Below are 22517 nucleotides of genomic sequence, written 5' to 3'. Positions count from 1 at the left end.
CCCCCCCCCCCCCCCCCCCCCCCCCCCCCCCCCCCCCCCCCCCCCCCCCCCCCCCCCCCCCCCCCCCCCCCCCCCCCCCCCCCCCCCCCCCCCCCCCCCCCCCCCCCCCCCCCCCCCCCCCAACCCCTTTTTTAGTTGGCATCGTCGGCAGCGTCAGATGTGTATAAGAGACAGACCAAAAACACACAACAAGGACGCTTCTGTGACTTCAGTGCCTGTCAGTTCAGCAAAATACTTGTTGCCTGACAGTTCGGTGCCCAAGGCTAAATGTCCGCACTTCGTGCAGTCATTTAACATTTCAAAACATTATGCGCACCAAGGTAACGATACGTGGAATCTGGCTATCTGCTACTGTCACTGGTCTTCATGGCCCTGGTCAAAAACTCACGTGGCCAGTCCCCCCCCATGCTCTAACCTGACTTTTCAGTACCAAATCTCATCCAAGGAAAGCCGCTGATACAACCGACAAAGCTTGTTCTTCATTTTCAGTTGGCTGGCAAGGATCGAACAAAGTCGATAGCTGAGCCTACCAGTTTCCTGCGTAATAGCTCAAAAGAAGGAAAGACCCAAGGTGAGCTTCAGATAAAGACAGTGATGATACTTAGGCTGCACCTGAGGCATGAAAAAATTAAATTTCCACTCGGTGGGCACATCGTTTTGGACAGAAGCCTCCTGGGGCTGGCCCGCACCGTGGCACACCATCAGCACCAGTACCGGAAGAAGTCCCGCCAAACGGATTAGGTACAATGTCTGCTACCAATTGCCGTAGGGGTAGGTTTTCCCTTTGATAAAACTCTCAGTATTTTCCCCATATTCATAGCCGTTAGAAAACCGTGTTATCCCTTTGCAAAGCTCTAATTTATCCCCGGACACGGTCTTTAAGACTGATGGCGTCACGCGATAATTAGGCTGACTACCGATACCTCGTAGCCAGACTGCAACCTTACCTCCTGGAGCCAGACCAATTTGTATGTTGTCGTAATACCCGATATTACCCTGATAATCCTTATATACGCTGGGATTGCGCATCTTCTCCACAACGGTGTCAGACAATGTCAGGCGAGTTTCATATACTCTTTTATCAATCACCGAGTCCCAGCAAAAAAGAATATGCCTGGGGGGATGTTTAACGTGATTCCAGTGCCCTCCGGGTGCTCGATCGGTATCATTCCAATTACCGATGACTTTATCCAGGTCCGGGGTGCTGTCCAGCGTATTAAACCGGTAATCAGTTCCGTTAGCATCAAGGATAGCGACAAACGTTACCAGTGCGGGTAGCGCCTTGGGCGTGAAAAAATTAAACTTCCACTCGGTGGGCACATCGTTTTGGACAGAAGCCTCGGGCTTGCCCGCACTGTGACTGTGGCACGCCGCCAGCAGCAGTACCGGAAGAAGCCCCGCTAAACGGATTATTTTCATATTTTATTTCCATCCATATCGTATACCGTTCTCTGCCAGCTTTCGTCAGGACGGTTAGTAAAGGTTACCAGCTTCGCCGGTTTGACTGCCCCAGCTATCATCCCCTCACCGTCTCTGACCACGCTGTTCCAGTTGGCTGAACAATGGATATATTTCTCCGCCAGCATTTCGATTTCCCGACTAGTGAATCCGGGAGCAGATGCCCCATTCCTTACCGCGCGACCCATCACAATTGCTTTTTCACACAGGCTGTTCAGATCAGCTCGCAGTGACAGATTATCGTCTTTAGGTAATATAGGATCGAATACCACGCCTGCATCCTGCGCAGCATCGATCATTACCCGCAGCACCACCCTCGACCAGTCGTTGCGCGTCGGGCGCTCAATGACCGCTGCCGCCCCGCTGCGTTTTTGCGGAATGCCGTAGCGATCGGCTGGCATCCGCTCGTCGTGCCAGGTATCAATGTTAATCTCCAATGCCTGCAACAAAGAGGCAATCGCTGGCCAGGTATCCATCGCACTGAGCTGCTCACAGGACTGCTGATAAACTCGCGTGTTCGTATCAGGTGTGGAAAAGGGCACGGTTTCAAACTGTGGACGGGTAATGAAATAGGCTTCGTACTCGTCAGGGTTGTAACCGCCACCAATGTCAGAGTGCGCACCTGGCAAAGCCAGTTCCGGCCACGCAGGCTTCACGCTGTTCAACGCAAAGTTAAACCGGCATTCGTGCTGTGCGGTGATATGAAAAACCCTCTCGGCCACACCCGGACGCAGCACAATATTCACCTCGCCCGTATCGGCGCTGTGCGGATTGAACCCGTTGACCGGGGTACCGATGCCAGCCACCGTATCAAATATCCCCAGAAAACGGGTTTTACCACCGGGCGTGCCTGAGAACTCAATACCTCCCAGACCGGCCTTAATGGCAGTGATAATAGCCTGATCCTGACTGAATACCCGGTTGGCAAAATGCCGTGCCGCAGCAGCTCCCCGGCTGAACCCGAAAATATCAAACTGCAATTCTTTGATGATGCAGGAACTGGCGTCAGGCAGGTTATCCAGATAACCTTTGATAGCAGCAACCAGCATAGCAACTGCCTTATCGGTTTTTCTCACTACGCCAGTGTTACCCCTGCCGGTGCCCATCCCGTAAGTACTGTCGCCTTCCCCGCTTTCCGTACCAATCCCCTCGATATAAATTGCGCGCTGGCCGTATCCCGTATCGGCAGTGAGTTTTTGGTTATACAGAATATTAAGCCAGTGCACATTGGTGTAATAACCGAGATGACTTCCTGCCGCGAAGCCGCTGTGTCCGCTTTTTAGCTGGACACACTGGAAATAAGCTGACTGAGCATCGGCATTGTTCATCCCAAAATGCTCTCCGGAGCAGGCATCAAGGCTGGCTGCGGTATTATCCGCATTATTGCCGGTGCCGTCGAAGAATACCCCGATGGTCAGGGTAATTTCCCGCTTCTGCCTTTCCTTTTTGGCCGCCTGCGCGTGCTGCTCTGGTTCTACTGCCTGTTTCTTTGCACTCTGAGCATACTGCGCTGGCTCCGCTGCCTGTCCGCTATTCATCAGCAGTGAGCGCGGAGATATGGATGGGGCAACCGAAAGCGGTTGACTGCTCGCAACTAGACGATGGCTACCAGCCGGACAACCACATGCCACACGATGGCCGTCAAGTGCCGTTGGTACACCATAAAAACTTAAGTTTACTTCCCCTTCGGCAATAACCCCCACTTTCCCGCAAGCCGGACAAGAAACCTTATGCCCTTTCAGCGAGACAGGAATACCATCACATGTGTAACGATTTCCCAGAACGCCCTCCAATACCCGCCCCCCTGTGGTGGTGGTATCGCCCTGGCAAATGACCGATATTCCCTGGTAGTTCATTCCTCTGCTCATATCCTGCGAGCCTCTTTGTCAGCCTCTTCCATGACATTACTCCATGTTTTATTAAGGGTTGCATCCGGAACCAGACTAAACTCTCTACGACAAGCTGTCAAAAATTGACCAATTTGAAGAAGCCAGTGGACACCAGCATGTTAAACGTCAACATCCTGAAATCGGCGCCAATGTGTTTCATCGGCCTGTCTCACACGGGTTCTTACAGAGAGAGCAATCGGGCTTTCACTGGAGCTATACCAGTTGGTGAATTGTGTTCGCGCTGAAAAGCCAAGTATTAATGTTGAGAAATATTGAAGTGGCATTCAGCTCCGGAATGCCACGGTGTGTGTCCCTATCGATACCGACTTCCCTACCTCAACGCCAGTTCGGATCCTTCATTACCGAATAGCGACCACTGCCAAGGAAGGCGATGGCCAGCCCGGCAAAGAAATACACCGCCATATCTTCTGCTCCCCAGGCCCCAACCTTTGTCAGCATCAGCGCCTTGCCGGGATCGATCAGCAGGTAAGCCGCCAGCATGGTAAATGAAAACACCAACGCCGCCGGGCGGGTAAAAATCCCCAAAATAATCAACAGAGGAGCCACTAACTCGCCGAGGAAAACGCCGTAACCGATAAATCCTGGCAGCCCATGCTGAGTCAGCAATCCCTGGATATAATCGATGCCGCCGATCAGTTTATGCCACCCATGGAATATCATCATAATGCTGAACGCCAAACGCAGGACCAGCTTGCCCAGATCCGGACGATCCATGACACGATTAAACCAATTCACCATGTTGCACCCATTAAAAGTTAATGATAATCGCAATCAATCTAATCCTAAGTTGTATTTTTACAACGAAATTCGCAGTAAACTTTGATCTAACACATTAAATTAGCTTTCATAAAAACCAACGCCACCTGCATGCCTGCCTCCTTAGATCGCGGCGTTATAGTAAGCTTGTAAAGAATTATCTTTCTATCTATAGGGGGTAAATGTTAAAAATTGGTATTTTATGCTGTCATGGTGTCTTTGGCAGCAAAATATCTCGCACTCATGGGAATTATATATCATTAAATACTTTATTAATGCTTAAGCTTGCGGAATATGGCCTCTCATACCATATTTATTACACTCTCAAGAATGTGGTGGATTAAGTGAAATAAAAAACTTAACCACGTACTTTACCTGTAACATTCTGAATGAGCTTTTATTTTAATGAGATGCCACTCGCCTGCGCAATGTTGGCCCGCTATGTGTATTTCATTTTATTTAGCATAGCAATTCACCGCTAATATAATTAGCCCGGGAAGTAAACGTTGTGAACCTCACGTAACTGTTCGCCACCACCGGTGGTCTTACCTACGCGTGGTAAACACTATTCGTTCCAATTCAAAAGGTTACAATGAGTTAAATTACCGTTATTGTTTTTACAATAGCGTACTTTTTAGTGCGCCTAAAAAACAAGAAATCATGAACATCCACGTTACTGGAGGCTCAGGGATTAATACACCTATTAATCCATAGCAATAAATAAAACGATAAATGCAACCTGTTTTATTGATTATTCCCGGCGGTGGTAATACGGCCGCCATAATAAAACCCTATACAGGCAGCACCTTATGAGCGATGAACAACTTGCATCCGATGCAGCACTACAGCAATTTATCGATCTTTCTCGTTTATTAACCGGTTTTGACCGTTTTGAGTTACTCGGTACTGGCCAGGCAGCCTTTTATTATGACTGGGTACAAACGCACGCGGCAGAACGTTTTGCCACATTGTTGGCGACCTACGGTGAACTCCCGGCAGATGCTGCACAGCACTCGTCATTTGTAGAAACCCGGCTGTTGGGTTCAGAAAAATTATCAACGTTGGTGACCAGCATTATCAAACTGTGGTACCTGGGCCAGTGGTATTCGCCAGACAACCCGAATGATACCCAGATCCCCAGTGCTAACAGCTATCAACAGGGCTTGGTGTGGGATGCGATCCATGCCCACCCGCAAGGTGCCAAACAACAAGGCTTTGGTGCCTGGTCTGAACCACCGGTAACCTCCTCCACGGTGGTGAAATTATGAATATCATCAGCCCTGAACAAGCAGAAAAGAACGAGTACGACGTGGTGATCGTGGGAGGTGGGATCTCCGGTGCCATCGTTGCCAAAACCCTGACGCAGGCAGGAAAGCGCTGCCTGATCGTCGAGGCTGGTACCGGCGTGGGGACGGATTATCAAGGCTATCTGGACTACCTCAACACCTTTTATACTGCCACCATCAAAATCCCCAATGCTCCCTACCCTGATAACCCAAACGCCCGCGAACCGCTGGAAACCGATGTTACCAAAACGCCGAACGACCAAGGTTACTTTGTCCAGCGAGGGCCGCTGCCATTCAGTTCGACCTACACCCGCTATCTGGGGGGCACTACCCTGCACTGGCTCGGGACCTCGCTGCGCATGCTACCAGAGGATTTTCGCCTGAAGTCGCTGTATGGCGTGGGTATCGATTGGCCGATCGATTACCAGGAACTGGAGCCGTGGTATCGCAAGGCTGAGCTGGAGCTTGGGGTTTCCGCCAATGTGGAAGAACAGTCCTATCTTGGTGTCACCTTCCCGCCTGATTATGTCTACCCAATGCACGGTCTGCCTGCAAGTTGGAGTGACAAACAACTGGCCAGCCGCATTGATGGCATGCAGGTGGAAGATGACGGCAAATCTTACACACTGAAAGTGCGCGGAACGCCCGCCTCACGCAATAGCGTTCCCAATAGTGCTTACGATCAGGGCCGGGGCTATACCCCAAAAGGTGCCGTGGGTAACGACAAAGTGGGCCTCCGCTGCATGGGTAACTCCAGTTGCGTGCCTATCTGCCCTATTCAGGCCAAATATAATGCACTGAAAACACTGAACACCGCCAACCACGAAAAGCTCGATATCGTGTTGCAGAGCGTGGCATTCCAATTGGATATCGACCCACACAGTAAGGCGATCAACGGCGTTCAGTTAAAACACTATCGCTATCCGGGGGATGATTCCTACAGCCTGCATACGGTGCGGGGCAAACGCTATGTGCTCGCCGCCCACGCTGTCGCCAACGCAGTGCTATTACTGGCCTCCGGTGCCTGTAAAGGCAACGATCTGGTTGGCCGCCATCTGATGGATCACCCGGAGTTGCTGACATGGGGCCTAACCAAGAAAACGCCATTGTGGCCGCTACGTGGCCCATTAGCGACCTCCGGCATCGAGGATCTCCGCGGTGGCAGCTTCCGTAAACACCATGCACCGTATCGATTCGAAATGGGCAACGACGGTTGGCTGTGGCCAGCTCAGGCACCGTCGAAGGATGTGATCACCCTGGTAGACGAGGAGCAACTGCACGGTAAAGAGTTACGTGAAAGGCTCGAAGACCAGGTTTCACGTCAATTCCGCTTCGGCATCCTGGTGGAACAGTTGCCGGAGTACGATAACCGCGTCACCATCGATCCGAATTATCTAGACATAATGGGTAACTACCGCCCGGTTATTCACTACGATTTATCGCCCTATACCCGAGCCGGTTTCGCCAGCGCTTACGATATGTCGATGAAAATCTTCGACCAGGCCGATATCAAGAACTACTCGTCCTACTCAAAAGAGGATGCTGGAGCCTTCGTCTGCCCAGACGGCAGAACCCTCACCTTTAACGGTGCCGGGCATTTTGCCGGAACCCACTGCATGGGGGGGGCACCAGAAAGCTCCGTGGTGAATAAGGACCAGCGCACCTGGGAGCACCCCAACCTCTATCTGGTAGGCTGCGGCAACATGATCAACATGGGTACCTCAAACCCAACGCTAACCATGTCGGCGCTCACCTGTTGGGCTGCGCACAACATCCTGCAGGATCTGAACAGGGGGCATCATGCGGCAGATTGATTGGCAGCAAGCCACCGCCCAACCCTATGATGCGGTGATCGTAGGTTCAGGATTTGCCGGTTGTATCATGGCCAAGCAGCTGACCCGCGCTGGCCGCCGGGTGCTGATCGTCGAAGCCGGGACGGGTAACGACAGCTTTGGCCAGCACCTGGATCATGTGCAAACCTTTATGCAGGCAGTGGCAAAAACGCCTAACGCGCCCTATCCCAACTCGCCCAACGCACCACAGCCAGAAGTGACTGACGTTGAACCCATCACGCCGGGGAAACCTTCGCACAAAGGGTATTTCGTGCAGATGGGTCCCTATCCCTTTGAAAGTAACTATACCCGCCGGCTGGGTGGCACTTCGCTGCACTGGTTCGGCAGTTGTCCACGGATGTTGCCTGAGGATTTTGCCATGGCCACGTTGTTTGGCCGTGGCGTGGACTGGCCGCTGAGCTATGAAGAATTGCTGCCGTATTATCAACGCGCTGAACTGGAAATTGGGGTTTCCGCCGATGTGCAGGATCAGCAATACCACGGCATCTATTTTGCACCAGGCTATCAGTACCCGATGCAAAAAATCCCCCAAAGCTATCTGGATCGCTGGATGATCGCCGGATTGTCACAGGCCGAATTACCCGGTACGGCAGACAAAGCCCAGATCCGTTCTATCCCGCAAGCCAGAAACAGCGTGCCCAATGCAGGTTATACCCCGCGTGGTGCAGTGGATAATCCGGCAGTGGGTCGCCGATGTATGGGCAACTCCAGCTGTATTCCTATCTGCCCGATCCAGGCTCGTTACAACGCATTAAAAACCCTGGTGGAAACGGATGCCGATCTGTTGATCCAGGCGGTTGCCTCTCGTCTGCATATCTCGCCAGAGACGGGTCATATCAGTGCGTTGGACTGCAAGGTGTGGAAGAACGACAGCAGCCATGACTTTGAGCCGATCACCTTACACGGCGAGCTGTTTATTCTGGCCGCCAATGCCATCGAAAATGCCGTGTTATTACAGGCATCACAGGCCTGTCAGTCCAGCGGTGAGCTGGGGCGCAATCTGATGGATCACCCCGCCATCCTGTCCTGGGGGTTAGCGCCGGAAGCGATAGGCGCATTTCGTGGGCCGGGTTTGACGTCAACGCTGGTGAACTACCGGGGGGGCGAATTCCGCCGCGAACGCGCCGCATTTGTGCTGGAGATCGGCAACTGGGGCTGGAGCTGGCCACGCAACGAGCCGGTGGACAGCACGGTGGATATGGTGGATGACGAGCGATTGTATGGCAAGGCGTTACGCCAGCGTCTTGGGCAAGTGCTGCCCCGGCAAATCCGCCTGGATATGATGACCGAACAGCTGCCGGATGCCGCCAATCGCGTCACCATCGACGATCGCTGGCGTGATCCGCTCGGCAATTACCGGCCAGTGATCCACTACAACGTGGATGACTACAGCCAGGGTGGCATGGCGTTTGGCCGCGAAGTAGCCAGCAGCCTGTTCAGCCAGCTGGGTATCAAGGATTTCACCCACTACCCGTCGGACAACCCCGGCTATTTTACCTGGCAAGGTAACGGTTACATCTGGGCAGGCGTTGGCCATGTGGCAGGCACTCACCGGATGGGAACGCGGCCAGAAAACTCGGTAGTCAACCGGCACCAGCAAAGCTGGGATCACCCCAACCTTTACGTTATTGGCTGCGGCAGCATGCCAACGCTGGGTACCTCAAACCCCACGCTCACTATGACGGCCCTGACCTTCGCCACTGCCGACCACATACTCGGACGGAAACATTGATATGAATATGACCGCAAAAGCCAAGACCTTCCAACTTGCTGAAACCTCGTTTGCCCAACTCGGCTATGTGCAGTTTGCCGACGAAAAAAGCCTGGCGCAGGATCTGAACGAACTGCGCGATCTGCTGCAGAACGCCATGCGGCTGGAACATGCCACCATTCCCCCTTATTTGACGATGCTCTATACCCTGGATGACGACGTGGACTGGCGTATCATCGAAAGCCTGCGTTCAATCGTAGTTGAAGAGATGCTGCACTTCACCCTGACGGCCAACCTGCTCAACGCCATCGGCGGTACGCCTGCGGTCGATTCGCCCGACTTCTTGCCCAGTTATCCCGCACGTCTGCCTTACGATATTGATGATATTGAAGTGAATCTGTACGGCTTCTCAAAAAACGGCATCTTCCAGGGCATGGTGATCGAGCATCCGAAAGATGTCCGCCCTCGCGCCATCGCCAATGAAGTCCCCAGCGATATGACCATCGGTGAGTTTTATCTTTACGTTGAATCGCGGCTGCGGGCGGCGGTGGAAACCCATGGAGAACAGGCGATTTTCTGCGGCGATCCTCAGCGCCAGATCCCGCCAGATGTCTTCTACTACGGCGGCGGAGGCAACGTACTGAAAGTAAACGATCTGAAGACTGCGATAGCCGCCATGAAACTGATTACCGATCAGGGTGAAGGCACAGAAAATAATATCTGGGTCGTGGATGAAGATGAGTTGGCCCACTATTTCCGTTTTAGCCAGATCTACAATGAACGGCTGTATCAAAAAGGCGATAACGTGGCCAGTGGCCCTACCGGCGAGCCGTTCCCGGTGCCGTGGGGGAAAAGCGTGCTGATCGACAGCAACGCCAAGGTCAATGATTATCCACCAGGTGAAGTTCGTGACGCCATCATCCGTTTTAACCAGCGTTACTGTCAGTTACTCGGCGACCTGCAGGCTGCATTTACCGGTGCCCCAGACAAGTTGATGGCCGCCGTGGTGGCGATGTGCGCGTTGCGGGATGACTTCCGGGCCATCACCGCCAACCCTTTCCCCGGCAAGGAATTATTCCACTGCGCTCCCACGTTTGAGTACAGCGTGGCTAACCGCCAGCCGCTGGGTAAACAGGTGTTCATGGCTGCTCCGGCCACCGCAGCAGCAACCGTAACCGACAGTGCTAGTGCTAGTGCTAGTGCCAGCAATGAGGCCACTCTGGATCAACTGCAGCAAGCCTATTCCACCGGTAACCTGCAGTTGGCACTCTCCTGCATGACTGACGAGGTGATCTGGGATATCTCCGGCCCCAGCGAATGCCCCTATCTGGGGGTGTTCTACGGCCACGAAGGGTTTACCCGTTTTTGGACACTGCTCGGTGCAACGGTGAATTTTGGCAGCGCGGGCGTCGAGAAATCCTTCTTCAGCGGCGATCAGGCAATGTCCTACGGTGGCGAACAAGGCACGACCAAATGCGGCCGCGTGCCCTATCGCTACGACTGGGCGATCCGTTATCAATTCAATGAACAACATCAAATCACCCTGATGCGTCAGTACTTCAACCCACTGAATATTCTTTCGGCGCTGAAGGCCGCGCCTTATCCGGTACCGGCGGCTTGCCCACACTCGGCCAAACCTCAATCCCAACAACAGTAGGAACCACGCACATGTCTAATCAGCAAAATGATTTACCCAGCATCCCGACGCCGTTCACCATGCCGTTCTACTACGCCTCACTGACCAACGTTGGCGTGTATTATCTGGTGCCGCTGAGCCGCGTGGAACCTTATTTGCAGGGAACCGGGCTTAGCGCGGCGCGGTTTGGCGATAAGGCGATGGTGAGCTTTAACTTCCAATTGTACGCTGGGCAGTTTGCCTCTGGCATCAATACCCCGCCGGAGCAATGGGGCAGCAGCGGTGCAGCGATCACCCAGGAGCTGGAGCTCAACATTGTTGCCTATCCCGAGCACCGTAAAGACCAGTTGGCTCCGATTGGCTATGAGGAATTTATTCAAGACGGCGATCAAACCAAGCTGTACGGTAACCATCGCGTCTGGGTGCCTTGCGATGCCCCTATCGCCATCGCCGCCGGTGAGCAGCTGTTTGGTGAGCCTAAATTCCAGACCACTTTCAAGGTCAATTTAGCCTCACAAAATCCGGTGCGGACCAACTCTGCGGTCTATCAACCCGAGTGGGTAGAAACCTGGGGCTTCCGGGTGGACGACCCAAAGGATGCCAACACCGCGATATTCACCTGCATCGTCAACACCTTGGGCATCAAGGCGATCCCGGGCAACATCTCGCCAATTACCGAATACGGCGTTCACGATAACAAACTGATCGGTTGCCGCTGGAACATCCTGCAGGCGATGGATACCTATTTCCTCAATGGCGGCCACGCTGAGGCGGTAAAACTGGTGCTGGGTACCAGCAGCCACCCCATGCGTAAAGATCTGGAGCAGTTGATCGGTGGTTGCGCCCCTGTGGCAGTGCAAACCCTCAACTCAGCCCCGGCGGCCATTCAAAGCCGCGCCTATTACCCATAGCCGTTTGCCCCGCCGCCGGTTCGGGGCGGGGATGATTTTTCGCATGCCACGTTCCGGGAGCCAACTATGAGTGAAGTCGACAATATCTACTTTTCCCGCTTTGCCCAGGTCAAGGGGCAGTCTTTTGACTATATCGTGATTGGTGGCGGTGCCTATGGCACCAGCTTTACCCACCGGGTGCTGCAACATAATCCCCATGCCCGAATTCTGGTGCTGGAGAAAGGTGACTATCTGATCCCCGACCATATTCAGAACATTCCACCGGCCTACATCAAACTCAATACCAGCGTGGGTATCCGTCCATGGACGTATCATGGTTCTGCCGATATGAAGCTCAGCCTTAACTTTATGCCGCAGATCCCTTATGTGGGCGGTCGCGCGCTGTTTTGGAACGCCTGGACACCGCAACCCGATAGCAGCGAAATGCCGGAATGGCCACCGCAGGCGATCGAGCGCCTGGATAATCAGTGGTATCCCACCGGCGAATTTATGGGGCGGCGCTACTCCCTGGAGATCCCCGGCAATCGCAACCAGTCACTAAATCGCTTTATGGGTGAGCGCCTGTTCTCGCAGTTGGCCAATATCAGTGGAGCCAAGCCGCAGCCAAGCCCGAGCGCGTTGGACTCAGCCATGGCAACTGGCCAGGGAGTGGCACCAGAGGATTGGGCCAAGTTCTCGCCCATTTCGGTACTGGTGAATGATGTGCAGGCTTACGCCTCACTCAAGGTGGTGGTCAATGCCGAAGTGGAGAAACTGATTGCAGAAGGTGACGTTGTCACAGAAATCATTACTAAAGATGGCTCACTAAGCGTCGGCAATGCCAAGGTGATTTTGGCCTGCAACACGCTGGAAGCCGGGTTTATCCTCACCAAGTCTTTCCCTGACGATAAACTGGTGGGAAAAAACCTGTGCGGTCATATCCGTTCCTGGCTGGCAGCCCGTATCCCCGCCAGCAGCCTGCCGGTATTAACCAACCAGTTGCAAACCGTGGCCTATTACCTGCCCGGTATCGATAAAACCACCAACCGCCTGATGCACACCCACATCAGCGTGGTCCATAACCCACAACCGGCGGAAAGCTACGACGTGTTGTACCGCATCCTGCCAGATGCTTCTTCACCAGAAGCCGTTGCCACCTATCAGGATCCTGACTACGTGGTGATCATGCTGCATTCCATGGGGGAGTTCCTCGGGGAACGCTCGGTAAACTCGTGGAATTACGTCACGACCAACCCGCTGGGTGAGGCCGAAGTGTATATCCAGATGAAGGAAACCGACCGTCAATTCTGGGATGCGATGGATAAAACCACCTATGACGTGATGTACGCCCTAGCTGGAGATGCCCCACTTGAGTACCAGCACAATAACCCTGACGGCAGCTTTACCTGGGAAAAATCGCCGCCGGACAATATCCGCAATCAGGGGTTAGTGCACGAGGCGGGCACCCTGTGGATGGGCGGCGATCCTGCAACCTCGGTCACCGCCCTCAACGGTCAGATGCACCGTTACCCGAACGTTTATGGCCTGGGCAGCATGCTGTTCCCCCGCCCTGGCTCATGGAACCCAACGCTGACCGGCGTAGCCCAGTCATTCGCCCTGGCCGATGAACTCAGTGGCCCACATCAGGATCAAAATCAATGAAGCGACGTAAACTGAAAATTGATGTGCAGAAAGTCCCCAAATCGTACCGCGCCTATCTGGAACTGTTGGCCAGCAAGGGAGAAGTGGTGGCGATCCCCGACGAGGTGGATTGGTATCTGGAGATTGGTGCTATTCTGCGCCACGCCTGCGAAACGGAAAGCCCGATGCCGCTGTTTAGCAAGGTAAAGGGCGCCCCCGGTTTTCGGGCGGCAGAAATGGGCCCGACGGTCAGCCGCGTACCGGGCAAGCGCTGGCAGCGTCTGGCGCTGATGCTAGGTTTACCGGACGATGCTCAGTTGCTGGAGATCCAGGATGCCTTTCTGGATGCCATCGGTCAGGAGCCGCATCCGCCAGTGATGGTTGACCCGGCCACGGCCCCATGTAAACAAAACAAATGGGTGGGCGATCAGGTTGATATGACCAAAATCCCGGCTCCTATCCTGCACGACGGCGACGGCGGCCGCTATTTCCAGACAGCCGGAGCCATCATGGTGCGAACTCCACCGGGTGAGCCTGTACCGGAAGACGCCTACACGGTAGATAAGGACGCCTGGACCAATTGGTCATTCAGCCGGGCGATGATCGCCGGTTCACGGCCGCAGAATAACCCAACGCCAAAACCGCCTCACGCCAGTTCGGTCGGCGTACCACACGGTAATGGCCCGCATTATTCGAAGAACAATATTGTCGGCCTGTGGCTGCCTTTCCAGCATAACGGCATGATCTACAATATGTGGACGGCTCAGGGAAAAGACTGCCCGTTCGTGATCGCGCTGGGAGTGCCTCCGGCGGTCACCATGCTGCTTTCTGCGGCTCCGCCAGCCTGGCATGATGAATACAACTATGCTTCGGCATTCCTTGGCCACGGCATCGAGATGGTGAAAGCGGAAACCTGCGATGTGCTGGTGCCTGCCGAATGTGAAATCATCATCGAAGGCTATGTCAGCGCGGATAAATCCGTAGCTGAAGGCCCGTTTGGCGAATTCCCTGGCTATCTTTCCAACCAGTCCAGCCTGAAACCACTGGCGAAAATCACCTGCGTGACCTTCCGCGATGAGGCTATCTTGCCGATCTGCATTCCGGGTGTTCCGATCGACTCTACGTTAATGCTCGGCTGCTTCTGTTTATCTGCCACCGCCAGAGTGTATTTTGAAAAGTCTGGCCTGCCGATCATCGACTGTTTCAGCCCGTTGGAGGCCTCTTCCCATTGGCTGGTGATCCGGGTACGTGACGACTGGCATAAAATCACCGGCATGACGGTCAAAGCCTTTATCGACAAGATTGCCGAAGTGTTCTGGACCAACCATATTGGTAAAACCACCGCCAAGCTGATCATCGTGGGAGAAGATATTCCCCCTGATGACAGCAACAAAGTGACTTGGGCATTAGCGACGCGCAATAACCCGGTGCAAGGCGTGTTTCTCTATCCGCAGTACGACTCCGACGGTACCGGGTTACAGATTTACCTGGATGTGGCCACCAAACTGCGCGGGCGCGGCGGCCTGGTGGCGTACAGCTGCTTGCAGATCCAACAGCAGGTCAACCAACCGTTGGAGCAGGTATTGAGTTTTGCCACCAATTATCCGCTGCCGTTGCAGGAGAAAATCAAAAGCAAATGGTCTGAGTGGGGATTTGATCGCTAAAAACTGTCCCCGCACCGCTTAGGTGGTGCGGGAATAACCCGGTTACTTGCCCTTGTTATCACTCTCACCGTTGCTGAAAAATGCATCAATATTGAGATCGTGATTAACCACCTCACCGTTGAGCGATCGTACCAGCAATTCACTGCCTAACAGCTGCAGTGAGAGTACGGCATCGGGTTTGACGCGTTTGATCTTGTTCATATTCTGGCTTTCGTTGACCAACGTGATGGTTTTGGTGTCTGCCCCACCCACCTCTTTGGCCGCCAATATGATGAAAGCGTTAACCGCATCGCTTTCGGTCAAGGCAACAATGTATTTCGCCTTTTCAGCCCCGGCTAATGCCAGCGTCGCAACGGCGGAAGGATCGCCTTCAACCACATCCGCATGGTCAGGGTAATGTTGCTTATTGCCTGGCTCGCAAACAATGGTCACGTTACCGCCGCTTTCAATCAGCCCCTGATAGACATTGAGTGCCAATGAAGAGGTACCAACAATAATATAATGATTTTTGCGAACCATGTGAGAGAACCGCCCTTTGATAATACGTTGAAGATTTTGGCTGATTAGCACGCCAGCAACCGATGCCAGAGAGGCGGCAAAAACCGTAATGCCAAAGATAATCACCGTGAGTGTGAACATCCGCGCAGTAGTGGTATCCGGAATGATATCGCCAAAACCGACAGTAGACATGCAGACCACGGCAAAATAAAACGCCGTAGGCAGATCGGTGACCGCGGGGGTGAATTGATCGCCAATGTACAGCGTTCCTAACATACTGTAGACAATCAATGAGGCTATGCTGGTGACAGCAAAGAAACTGGTACTCGCCAGCTTACGTTGGTCAAAACGGCGCCAGTAGATGAGCATCCCTAATAGGGTGACAAGTGAATACCCTGCCAACACTGTGATTTGCCTATAGATAACGATATCTACGATAACGATGCAACTGAGCAACAGTAACGAGAAAAACCAGGCAATACGCGTTTTTAACAGTAACATCCCCGCCATAAAGAGCAGCACAATGCCAATCATAAAGCGGGGAATATCCATCGTGTCGAGAAAGCCCAGAGCCTGTTGCCAGGAGCTGAAATTCTCCGCAAAATCATGAGAATGTTGCAACCCGTGCCACAGGATCGGGCTGAGCACCAAGTACCCAATATGTGCAACCATCAACGCCAGGATAAACGTTGGCGGTACGTATTTTTCTATCTTTCTCATGACTTTCATTATGATCATATTTTTCAACACCGTCACTTGGCTGATGGTCTATCTATAGCGGACTGTGGCAGAAAGTGATGCAGGGATGACTCGCCAAGTTGCGCCAACCAAACAGTATGCCCGCTACAGTCGGGATCTTCGGCCACCATACTGACCACCTGGAATCCCTGCTCTTGCAATAATTGCCTGTATTCCTCCGGTGCCAGGCTGGAATGATAAAGGGCTTCTCCTTCAAATGTCCCTATTGCTTCGCCATTACTGGGACCGCTAGTGAACATCAATGCGGCCTGGCTATTGGCATGTTGCCGGAAAATGTTAAACATCTGGCGCTGATCTTCACGCGTCAGATGGAAAAAACTGTCCCAGGCTATTAGCCCGTCAAATTTCTCCGCTAACGCTAAGGTTCTCATATCGGCCACTGCCCAATGCTGTTCCGGGAAGCGTTGCAGACAACGGTTGATCATCGGTGGCGAACTATCCACCCCCGTCACCTGAAAACCCTGGCGGATAAAATAGTCGGCGATCGGCGTGCCGTTGCCGCAGCCAATATCCAGGATCCGCCCGTTGTCGGGTAACAGGCTCTGAAACCGCTCCAACCAGGGTTGCTCAAGCAGCGTTGTTGACCGCTTCAGCTCAAACGCCTCGGCATGCCGTTGATAAATTCCGATGACGTTATCGGCTATTGAGTGACTCATCGGTGTTACCTCATCAAGATGAATGTTCTTCTTCATCAACCAGGTTTTTAGCTCGTTGTTTCATGAAAACCACCTCTTTCGGGCTGGAAAGGTTAACGTTCTGGGCACGCAGGAGCTTCAAGATATTGAACAGCAGATCGCTCTTGGTGGCGCCGACCATGCGTGGACTGGCGACATAACCGGTCACGCTGAGGATAATCCCGTCTGGGCCAAGCTGGCTGAAGCGAACGTAAGGGGCTGGCGTTTCCAGAATGGAATCGTGTTCATGGTAGGCACTCAGCAACACGTTGCGTACCTGCTCTGGGTCGATATCAGTGGGGAAAGTCAGCGCAACGGTAACCACCCCTTGGGCATTCCCCATAGTGGCGTTACGCACGTTCTGCGAGATTAGCTGAGAGTTAGGCACAATCATGGTCGAGCGATCGCTCAGTTGGATCTCGGTGGCACGTACATTGATTCGCCGTACATCCCCTTCAACCCCGCCGATACCGATCATATCCCCAACTTTAACCGGTCGCTCCGTCAACAGGATCAGGCCAGAGATAAAGTTCTTCACGATTTCCTGCAGGCCAAAACCGATACCCACCGATAACGCACTCACGATCCAGGCCAGGTTATTCCACTGGATACCCAACGTCGCCAGCGTGATCAGGATCAGCAGCACATAGCCGACGTTGCTGAACAAGGTAACAAGCGAGGCGCGAATACCGATATCACTGATGGTTTTTGGCAGCAGCTCATGGCTTAACCAACGTTGCGTGACCCGAAGCACATAGATACCGATCGCCAGGCAAACCACCGCATTGAGCAGGTTGCTTGGAACGATATTTAGCCGCTTCAGACCTTCACCGCTCAGGATGGCAACAATCTTTTGCAGTAAGGAGTTTGGCGTGGTGGTGCCAAAGGAGCCATTAATCAGGGCAACAATCATCAACAATATCAAAGAACATTTGCACAACGCCGTGAAGATGACGGTCAGTTGCTCAAGATGGCGATCTTTAAAGTGGAGCGATTTTTTCAGCGCCCGCCCGCTGGCAGTTTGAGGGGAAAAAATGACCGTACAGAAATCGGTAGCAAAGATCACCAGGAAATAAAACGCCATCAGTACCAGTGCCACCCAAATCAACTGATAGGTCAGGAAGCGAGCGAAAGCCACATAGCCGATCAACAGCGATAGCAGGATCACGGTTGCCGATACCACAATAACGATATGGATTATCCCGGCAATCACCGAGCGTTTTTCCAGATGCATCCCCTGCTGCTCTAGCTTATAGCGGATACGGCGTGCCCGAACCGGTATTGTGAACAAGATTAATGCCATCAGTGCGGTAGCCAAGCCATTACCTAGCACCGTGCTGCCAAGACTGGCACCAATCACGTTATTCACCAGTTCCACGGTGCCAAAAGCCATAGCCAATCCGGCCAATAACGGCGACAGGAAACGCATGCCGCTCGCAATGGCATCATCCATCTGCGCCAGACGCCATGATGGACGGCTCAGCGAAAGGTACGCCCTGCCTAATCCCGCGATCAGCGCACAGAAAATCCCCAACTGCATAAATCCATCGGCAAAATCCTGGACCTGAGGCGTCAGCGGCTGAACACGATCAAACGCAGAAATAAGCAGATTTAGCGCCAGCGTGGTGGCAAACAACGTGATCAGCACCGTCATTAATGCCATAAAACTGCGGCGCAAGCGGCCATCGGGTAAATAGCGGATACACACCCAGGCAAAAAACTGCTCCACGAAATAGCGCCCTAAAGACCAGCAAGCCGCAGCCAGGATCAGTAACGCTATCGTCCCGTAGCGCCATTCCTCCTGCCAACTGGCATCCAGGGTTTGCTCCAGTTGCTGCTTAAAGTCATTAAGACGAGCTAAATCCTCAACCTGTGAAGATGACTCTGGCAACCAGAATTGCGAACTAAGAATACTGCCGGTATTCAACGCCAACTGGGATTTGAAGGCCACACGGCGCAGATCGGTAATTTGTTGACCTAAGTCGAGCGCCCCCGTTCTGATGGCTTGTGAGCGTTTTACGGCATCGTCCAACTGTTTTTTGGCATTATTGAGCGTATTGCGTTGTTGCACCACACTGGCAGTTTCGGTCATTACCCCAGGTTCGGGCTGCGGGCCAAGCACGTCTAACTGTGCCTGTAACTTCACCTGCATGGGTTGCAGATCGGTGGTCAGTTTTTCTGCGTCCGTGGCTAAGACCTGCGTGGCTTCAAACAGCTTGTTCAACTGGCCATCAGAGCTCGCCTTTGAGACCTGTTGTTTAATCGTATCCAGCTGTTTTTGATAACTTTTCAATGAAGCCGCTATTTCCTGCGGGCTGAGTTCAACCGCAGCAGCACCCTGCTGTGCTGCATTGGCTAACGGGGCCAGCGGTAAGCCGAACAACAAAAAGGTGAACAGGAAAATCTGTAATGACTTGATCATAAAGGTGAATGCTCAGCATGGGGTTGGCGATAAACGCAACAGGCGAAACGATGAAAATCACTGCGCCTGATCAACAATAAGCGGTGAGTATAATAACAACCTATTCAGTGAAAAAGCGCATTAATCCTAGAAGGTTAGTAGAAATTTTAGCTAACGCCTCACTTACCCCTATTTACCCCCCCACGGCGCTCTGTCCATGACCGTTTACCGCTCAAAGAGAAACCTCAACAGGGTTGTTTAGTGAACAAAACAACCATTAACTGATCGCATTTCGATAATTTATTATTGTTTTACGATAATTGAAGAGGTAAGGTCACTGCGACTTCCACTCAACGACTTGAGGTTTTTATGACATTGGATCGCCTGACCCGCTTCAGCCAACGTATGGCCACCATCACGTTGTGCTTGTTACTCGCCATGTTGCTGTTTAATGCTTCCTATTGGTTATTCCCAAGCCTCGCCGCCAACGATGGCTACGGATTTCATGTCTCCATCTCAAACGATTTAATCAGCGCCCTGGGTGCTGATTTGACGCACTTCCCATGGTGGCAAATTGCCGGTGGCATTATCTTGTCGAGCGTGCCGCTACTGGCACTTGCGCTTGGGTTGTATCATTTACGCAAGTTGTTCCAAACCTATGGTCAACGCGCCTACTTTTCTGGCATAGCGGCGCATCATTTGGGAAGAATGGGTCAATACGTCGCCATTTGGACGATTTTAGAGTTGTTGTGCCAGCCTGTTCTCAGTTATTGGATAACCATGCATGAGCCTGTTGGCCAACGAATGGTGACATTAGGTATCGATACAGGGAATATTGTTGCCCTGTTTCTTGCGGCCTGTATTACCGTCATTGCACAAATCCTGAAACAGGCCAGCAAGTTGCATTGTGAAAATCAACAGTTCGTGTGAGGTTAGCCCATTATGTCGATCATCGTCCGGCTAGACGTGTTGTTAGCCACACGCAAAGTCAAATCCAAAGACCTGGCCGCCGCAGCCGGCATCACCGAACAAAACCTTTCGCTGTTAAAGCAAGGCAAGGTGAAAGGAATACGTTTTGCTACGCTGGATGCTATCTGCCGCTATCTTGATTGCCAACCTGGAGACGTGCTGGAACATATTCAGGACCCAGATATCTACGCAGAAGATGAGTGATCGGCCGCTCATTGACTCTCTAAACGGGTGCAGCATGTAGCACCACCTGCATGGTGAGCCCGTTTAGATTTTAAGGGTTACCTTCCTGTTACGCCTTCCACTGCCAGGCCAGTAGCAGAAACCGTAAATCCCCTTTATAATCCGTTCACCTATCAACCAAAAACTATGAAAAGGAGGTCCCCTATGCTGTCGTGTGAATGGTTCAAATTCTCACCTCACCTTGGTGATCGTCGCTGCTCAAGCATTACCGGTATCGTGTTCCGATAACCCAAGCTTGAGCGAAGTTTACTCACATCAAAGTTCTTCCCTCCGGCTTACCGGGTTATCGTCGGCAATTTTTTGACGATAGGCATTTGCATGCCTGTAACCTTGAGTAAGCACCATGACGACATTACTTTCTGCACAATCTGTTGGTATTGATACCGCTTTCGGCCCGCTGCTGGCTGAGGTTTCCTTTAGCCTGAAAAAGGGCGACCGCATTGGTTTAATCGGCCATAACGGCTGTGGCAAAAGCACCCTTCTTAAAATTCTCAGCGGCGATCTCCCTGCCAGCACGGGTACTGTCACCTCATCACACCAATGCCTGATGGCTCGGGTGGAACAACACCTGCCCGAAACCTTGTATCACTGCAGCTTGTTGGAAGCCGTGCTCACGGGCCTGGCTGATGACCAACACCAGCCTGAACGTTGGCAAGGTGAAGTGTTACTCGCCGAACTGGGATTCGACCGAGCGGCGTGGGATCTGACAGCGGGAACCCTGAGCGGTGGCCAGCATACCCGGTTGTTGTTAGCTCGGGCGCTGATCCGCCAGCCAGATTTGCTGCTGCTGGATGAACCCAGTAACCATTTGGATCTGCCGACGCTACTGTGGCTGGAGCAATTCCTCAATGGCTGGAACGGTAGCTTCGTGCTGGTTTCCCACGACGGCCGGTTACTGGACAGCGTAACCAACTGTACCTGGATCCTGCGTGACAAAACTCTGCAGTATTTCCGTTTACCCTGTTCGCAGGCGCGCCTCGCCCTCCAAGAGCAGGACTTGGCTGATGAGCACCGCCATCAGGCTGAACAAAAGGAAATTGACCGCGTAGAGAAAAGTGCCAAACGCCTGGCAGTCTGGGGCCAGGTGTATGACAACGAAGATCTCTCACGTAAAGCCAAGCAGATGGAAAAACAGGTGGTTCGGTTAAAGGACCAACAAACCGCCTTGAGCACAGGCAACCAGTGGCGGCTCAGGCTCAGTGGTGAAGCGCTGCCTGCCGATCGACTGTTGGCGTTGGAGCATTTAGCCATTCGCCCTGCTCCTACCGCGCCGGCGCTGTTCAGTCTGGAACATCTTCAGGTAAAAAGTGGCGATCGCATCGCGTTAGTAGGCCGTAACGGTTGTGGTAAGTCTTCATTGCTGCACTTCCTTTGGCAGCAATACCAACAAGCAAGCTGCCAGGGGGTGGTTTTTCACCCTCGCGTGCGTATTGGTTATTACGACCAGAGCCTGCAACAGCTCAACGATGAGGACTCGTTAAGCGATGCTCTGAGCCACTTCGCGCCTCTGACCGAAGACCAACGGAAAATGGCGCTGATCGGTGCCGGTTTCCCTTACCTGCGCCACCAACAGAAAGTGTCTACGCTGAGCGGTGGCGAGCGTTCGCGGTTATTGTTTGTTGCGCTTAGCCTGGCCAACTACTCACTGTTGCTGCTCGACGAACCGACCAACCATCTGGATATGGAGGGTAAGGAAGAACTGGCCGCAACGTTGCAACAATTTGCAGGAGCCGTGCTGCTGGTCACCCACGATCGGACGCTGATGGAGCAAAGCTGTAATCGCTACTGGTTGATAGACGATCGTCAACTGACCGAATGGCACGACCTTTTACCCGTCTACACCATCTTGAGTGGTGGCGGTCATTCCGAGCTGGTGGCATCCCCTGAACGTGAGTTGCTCGTTGCACCTGCGATATCGAGCAATGAAGAACACCTGCTGGCAACGTTGGTTGCTTTGGAGCACAAACTTGAGGAGGATTTAACACGTAAACCCAAGCATCAAAAGCCGCAGTTGCAGCAGCAATGGCGGCGCGAGATCATGGAAATTAGTGGCAAACTTGGGTTGATTTAACCCTGTCTCTTATACACATCTGACGCTGCCGACGATGCCAACTAAAAAAGTGTGGGGGGGGGGGGGGGGGGGGGGGGGGGGGGGGGGGGGGGGGGGG

Annotated in this window: 16 protein-coding genes; 10 read left to right on the top strand and 6 right to left on the bottom strand. The window is 53.0% G+C overall.

The window, feature by feature from the left end:
- Positions 1-753: 753 nt before the first annotated feature.
- The 3 genes from JHD74_RS22450 to JHD74_RS22440 all read right to left on the bottom strand — a co-directional run bounded on the left by JHD74_RS22450 (position 754) and on the right by JHD74_RS22440 (position 4106).
- Complete coding sequence (locus JHD74_RS22450; RefSeq protein ID WP_199063531.1) at positions 754-1419, bottom strand: DUF2931 family protein; 666 nt, start codon at positions 1417-1419, stop codon at positions 754-756.
- A complete protein-coding gene (locus JHD74_RS22445) occupies positions 1416-3314 on the bottom strand; it encodes a PAAR domain-containing protein (RefSeq protein ID WP_199063530.1) in 1899 nt (632 codons plus the stop codon). Before JHD74_RS22445 ends, JHD74_RS22450 begins: the two co-directional genes overlap by 4 nt.
- A 369-nt stretch (positions 3315-3683) precedes the next feature.
- Positions 3684-4106 (bottom strand): DoxX family protein, encoded by a 423-nt coding sequence (locus JHD74_RS22440; protein ID WP_024530122.1) that lies wholly within the window; start codon positions 4104-4106, stop codon positions 3684-3686.
- Between the two features lie 827 nt (positions 4107-4933).
- Between JHD74_RS22440 and JHD74_RS22435 the strand changes: the two genes are divergently transcribed.
- The 7 genes from JHD74_RS22435 (at position 4934) to JHD74_RS22405 (ending at position 14805) form a co-directional block, all read left to right on the top strand.
- On the top strand, positions 4934-5392 hold the full coding sequence (locus tag JHD74_RS22435; protein ID WP_024530123.1) for a sugar dehydrogenase complex small subunit: 459 nt from the start codon (positions 4934-4936) through the stop codon (positions 5390-5392).
- Complete coding sequence (locus JHD74_RS22430; RefSeq protein ID WP_199063529.1) at positions 5389-7224, top strand: GMC family oxidoreductase; 1836 nt, start codon at positions 5389-5391, stop codon at positions 7222-7224. The genes JHD74_RS22435 and JHD74_RS22430 overlap by 4 nt, the downstream gene beginning before the upstream one ends.
- Complete coding sequence (locus JHD74_RS22425; RefSeq protein ID WP_199063528.1) at positions 7211-8995, top strand: GMC family oxidoreductase; 1785 nt, start codon at positions 7211-7213, stop codon at positions 8993-8995. The genes JHD74_RS22430 and JHD74_RS22425 overlap by 14 nt, the downstream gene beginning before the upstream one ends.
- Position 8996: 1 nt before the next feature.
- Entirely contained in the window at positions 8997-10631 is a 1635-nt protein-coding gene (locus tag JHD74_RS22420; protein ID WP_199063527.1) for a ferritin-like domain-containing protein, read from the top strand.
- Positions 10632-10642: 11 nt separating this feature from the next.
- Complete coding sequence (locus tag JHD74_RS22415) at positions 10643-11521, top strand: hypothetical protein (RefSeq protein WP_024530127.1); 879 nt, start codon at positions 10643-10645, stop codon at positions 11519-11521.
- 66 nt (positions 11522-11587) lie between these two features.
- Positions 11588-13162 carry a GMC oxidoreductase gene (locus JHD74_RS22410; protein ID WP_199063526.1) on the top strand — a complete coding sequence of 525 codons (1575 nt, stop codon included), beginning with the start codon at positions 11588-11590 and terminating at the stop codon, positions 13160-13162.
- Positions 13159-14805, top strand: coding sequence for a UbiD family decarboxylase (locus JHD74_RS22405; protein WP_199063525.1), 1647 nt, complete (start codon positions 13159-13161; stop codon positions 14803-14805). Before JHD74_RS22410 ends, JHD74_RS22405 begins: the two co-directional genes overlap by 4 nt.
- A 42-nt stretch (positions 14806-14847) precedes the next feature.
- Here JHD74_RS22405 and kch read toward each other — a convergent pair whose 3' ends face one another.
- The 3 genes from kch to JHD74_RS22390 are packed head-to-tail and all read right to left on the bottom strand — an operon-like array spanning position 14848 to position 19158.
- Positions 14848-16032, bottom strand: coding sequence for a voltage-gated potassium channel protein (gene kch / locus JHD74_RS22400; RefSeq protein WP_074031184.1), 1185 nt, complete (start codon positions 16030-16032; stop codon positions 14848-14850).
- A gap of 23 nt (positions 16033-16055) precedes the next feature.
- Positions 16056-16718 carry a class I SAM-dependent methyltransferase gene (locus tag JHD74_RS22395; RefSeq protein WP_199063524.1) on the bottom strand — a complete coding sequence of 221 codons (663 nt, stop codon included), beginning with the start codon at positions 16716-16718 and terminating at the stop codon, positions 16056-16058.
- Positions 16719-16731: 13 nt separating this feature from the next.
- Positions 16732-19158, bottom strand: coding sequence for a DUF3772 domain-containing protein (locus tag JHD74_RS22390; protein WP_199063523.1), 2427 nt, complete (start codon positions 19156-19158; stop codon positions 16732-16734).
- A gap of 348 nt (positions 19159-19506) precedes the next feature.
- Here JHD74_RS22390 and JHD74_RS22385 point away from each other — a divergent pair, with 348 nt between their 5' ends.
- From JHD74_RS22385 to JHD74_RS22375, 3 genes are all read left to right on the top strand, one after another.
- A complete protein-coding gene (locus tag JHD74_RS22385; protein WP_024530133.1) occupies positions 19507-20067 on the top strand; it encodes a DUF2975 domain-containing protein in 561 nt (186 codons plus the stop codon).
- 12 nt (positions 20068-20079) lie between these two features.
- On the top strand, positions 20080-20310 hold the full coding sequence (locus tag JHD74_RS22380; RefSeq protein WP_024530134.1) for a helix-turn-helix transcriptional regulator: 231 nt from the start codon (positions 20080-20082) through the stop codon (positions 20308-20310).
- Positions 20311-20692: 382 nt separating this feature from the next.
- Positions 20693-22420 carry an ABC-F family ATP-binding cassette domain-containing protein gene (locus tag JHD74_RS22375; protein WP_199063522.1) on the top strand — a complete coding sequence of 576 codons (1728 nt, stop codon included), beginning with the start codon at positions 20693-20695 and terminating at the stop codon, positions 22418-22420.
- Positions 22421-22517 lie beyond the last annotated feature (97 nt).

It is taken from the genome of Serratia sp. ASV30, assembly GCF_016428815.1.
GTDB lineage: Bacteria > Pseudomonadota > Gammaproteobacteria > Enterobacterales > Enterobacteriaceae > Chania > Chania fonticola_C.
Note: the sequence above shows the minus strand (reverse complement) of the source record. Positions and strands in the feature narration are given on the sequence as shown.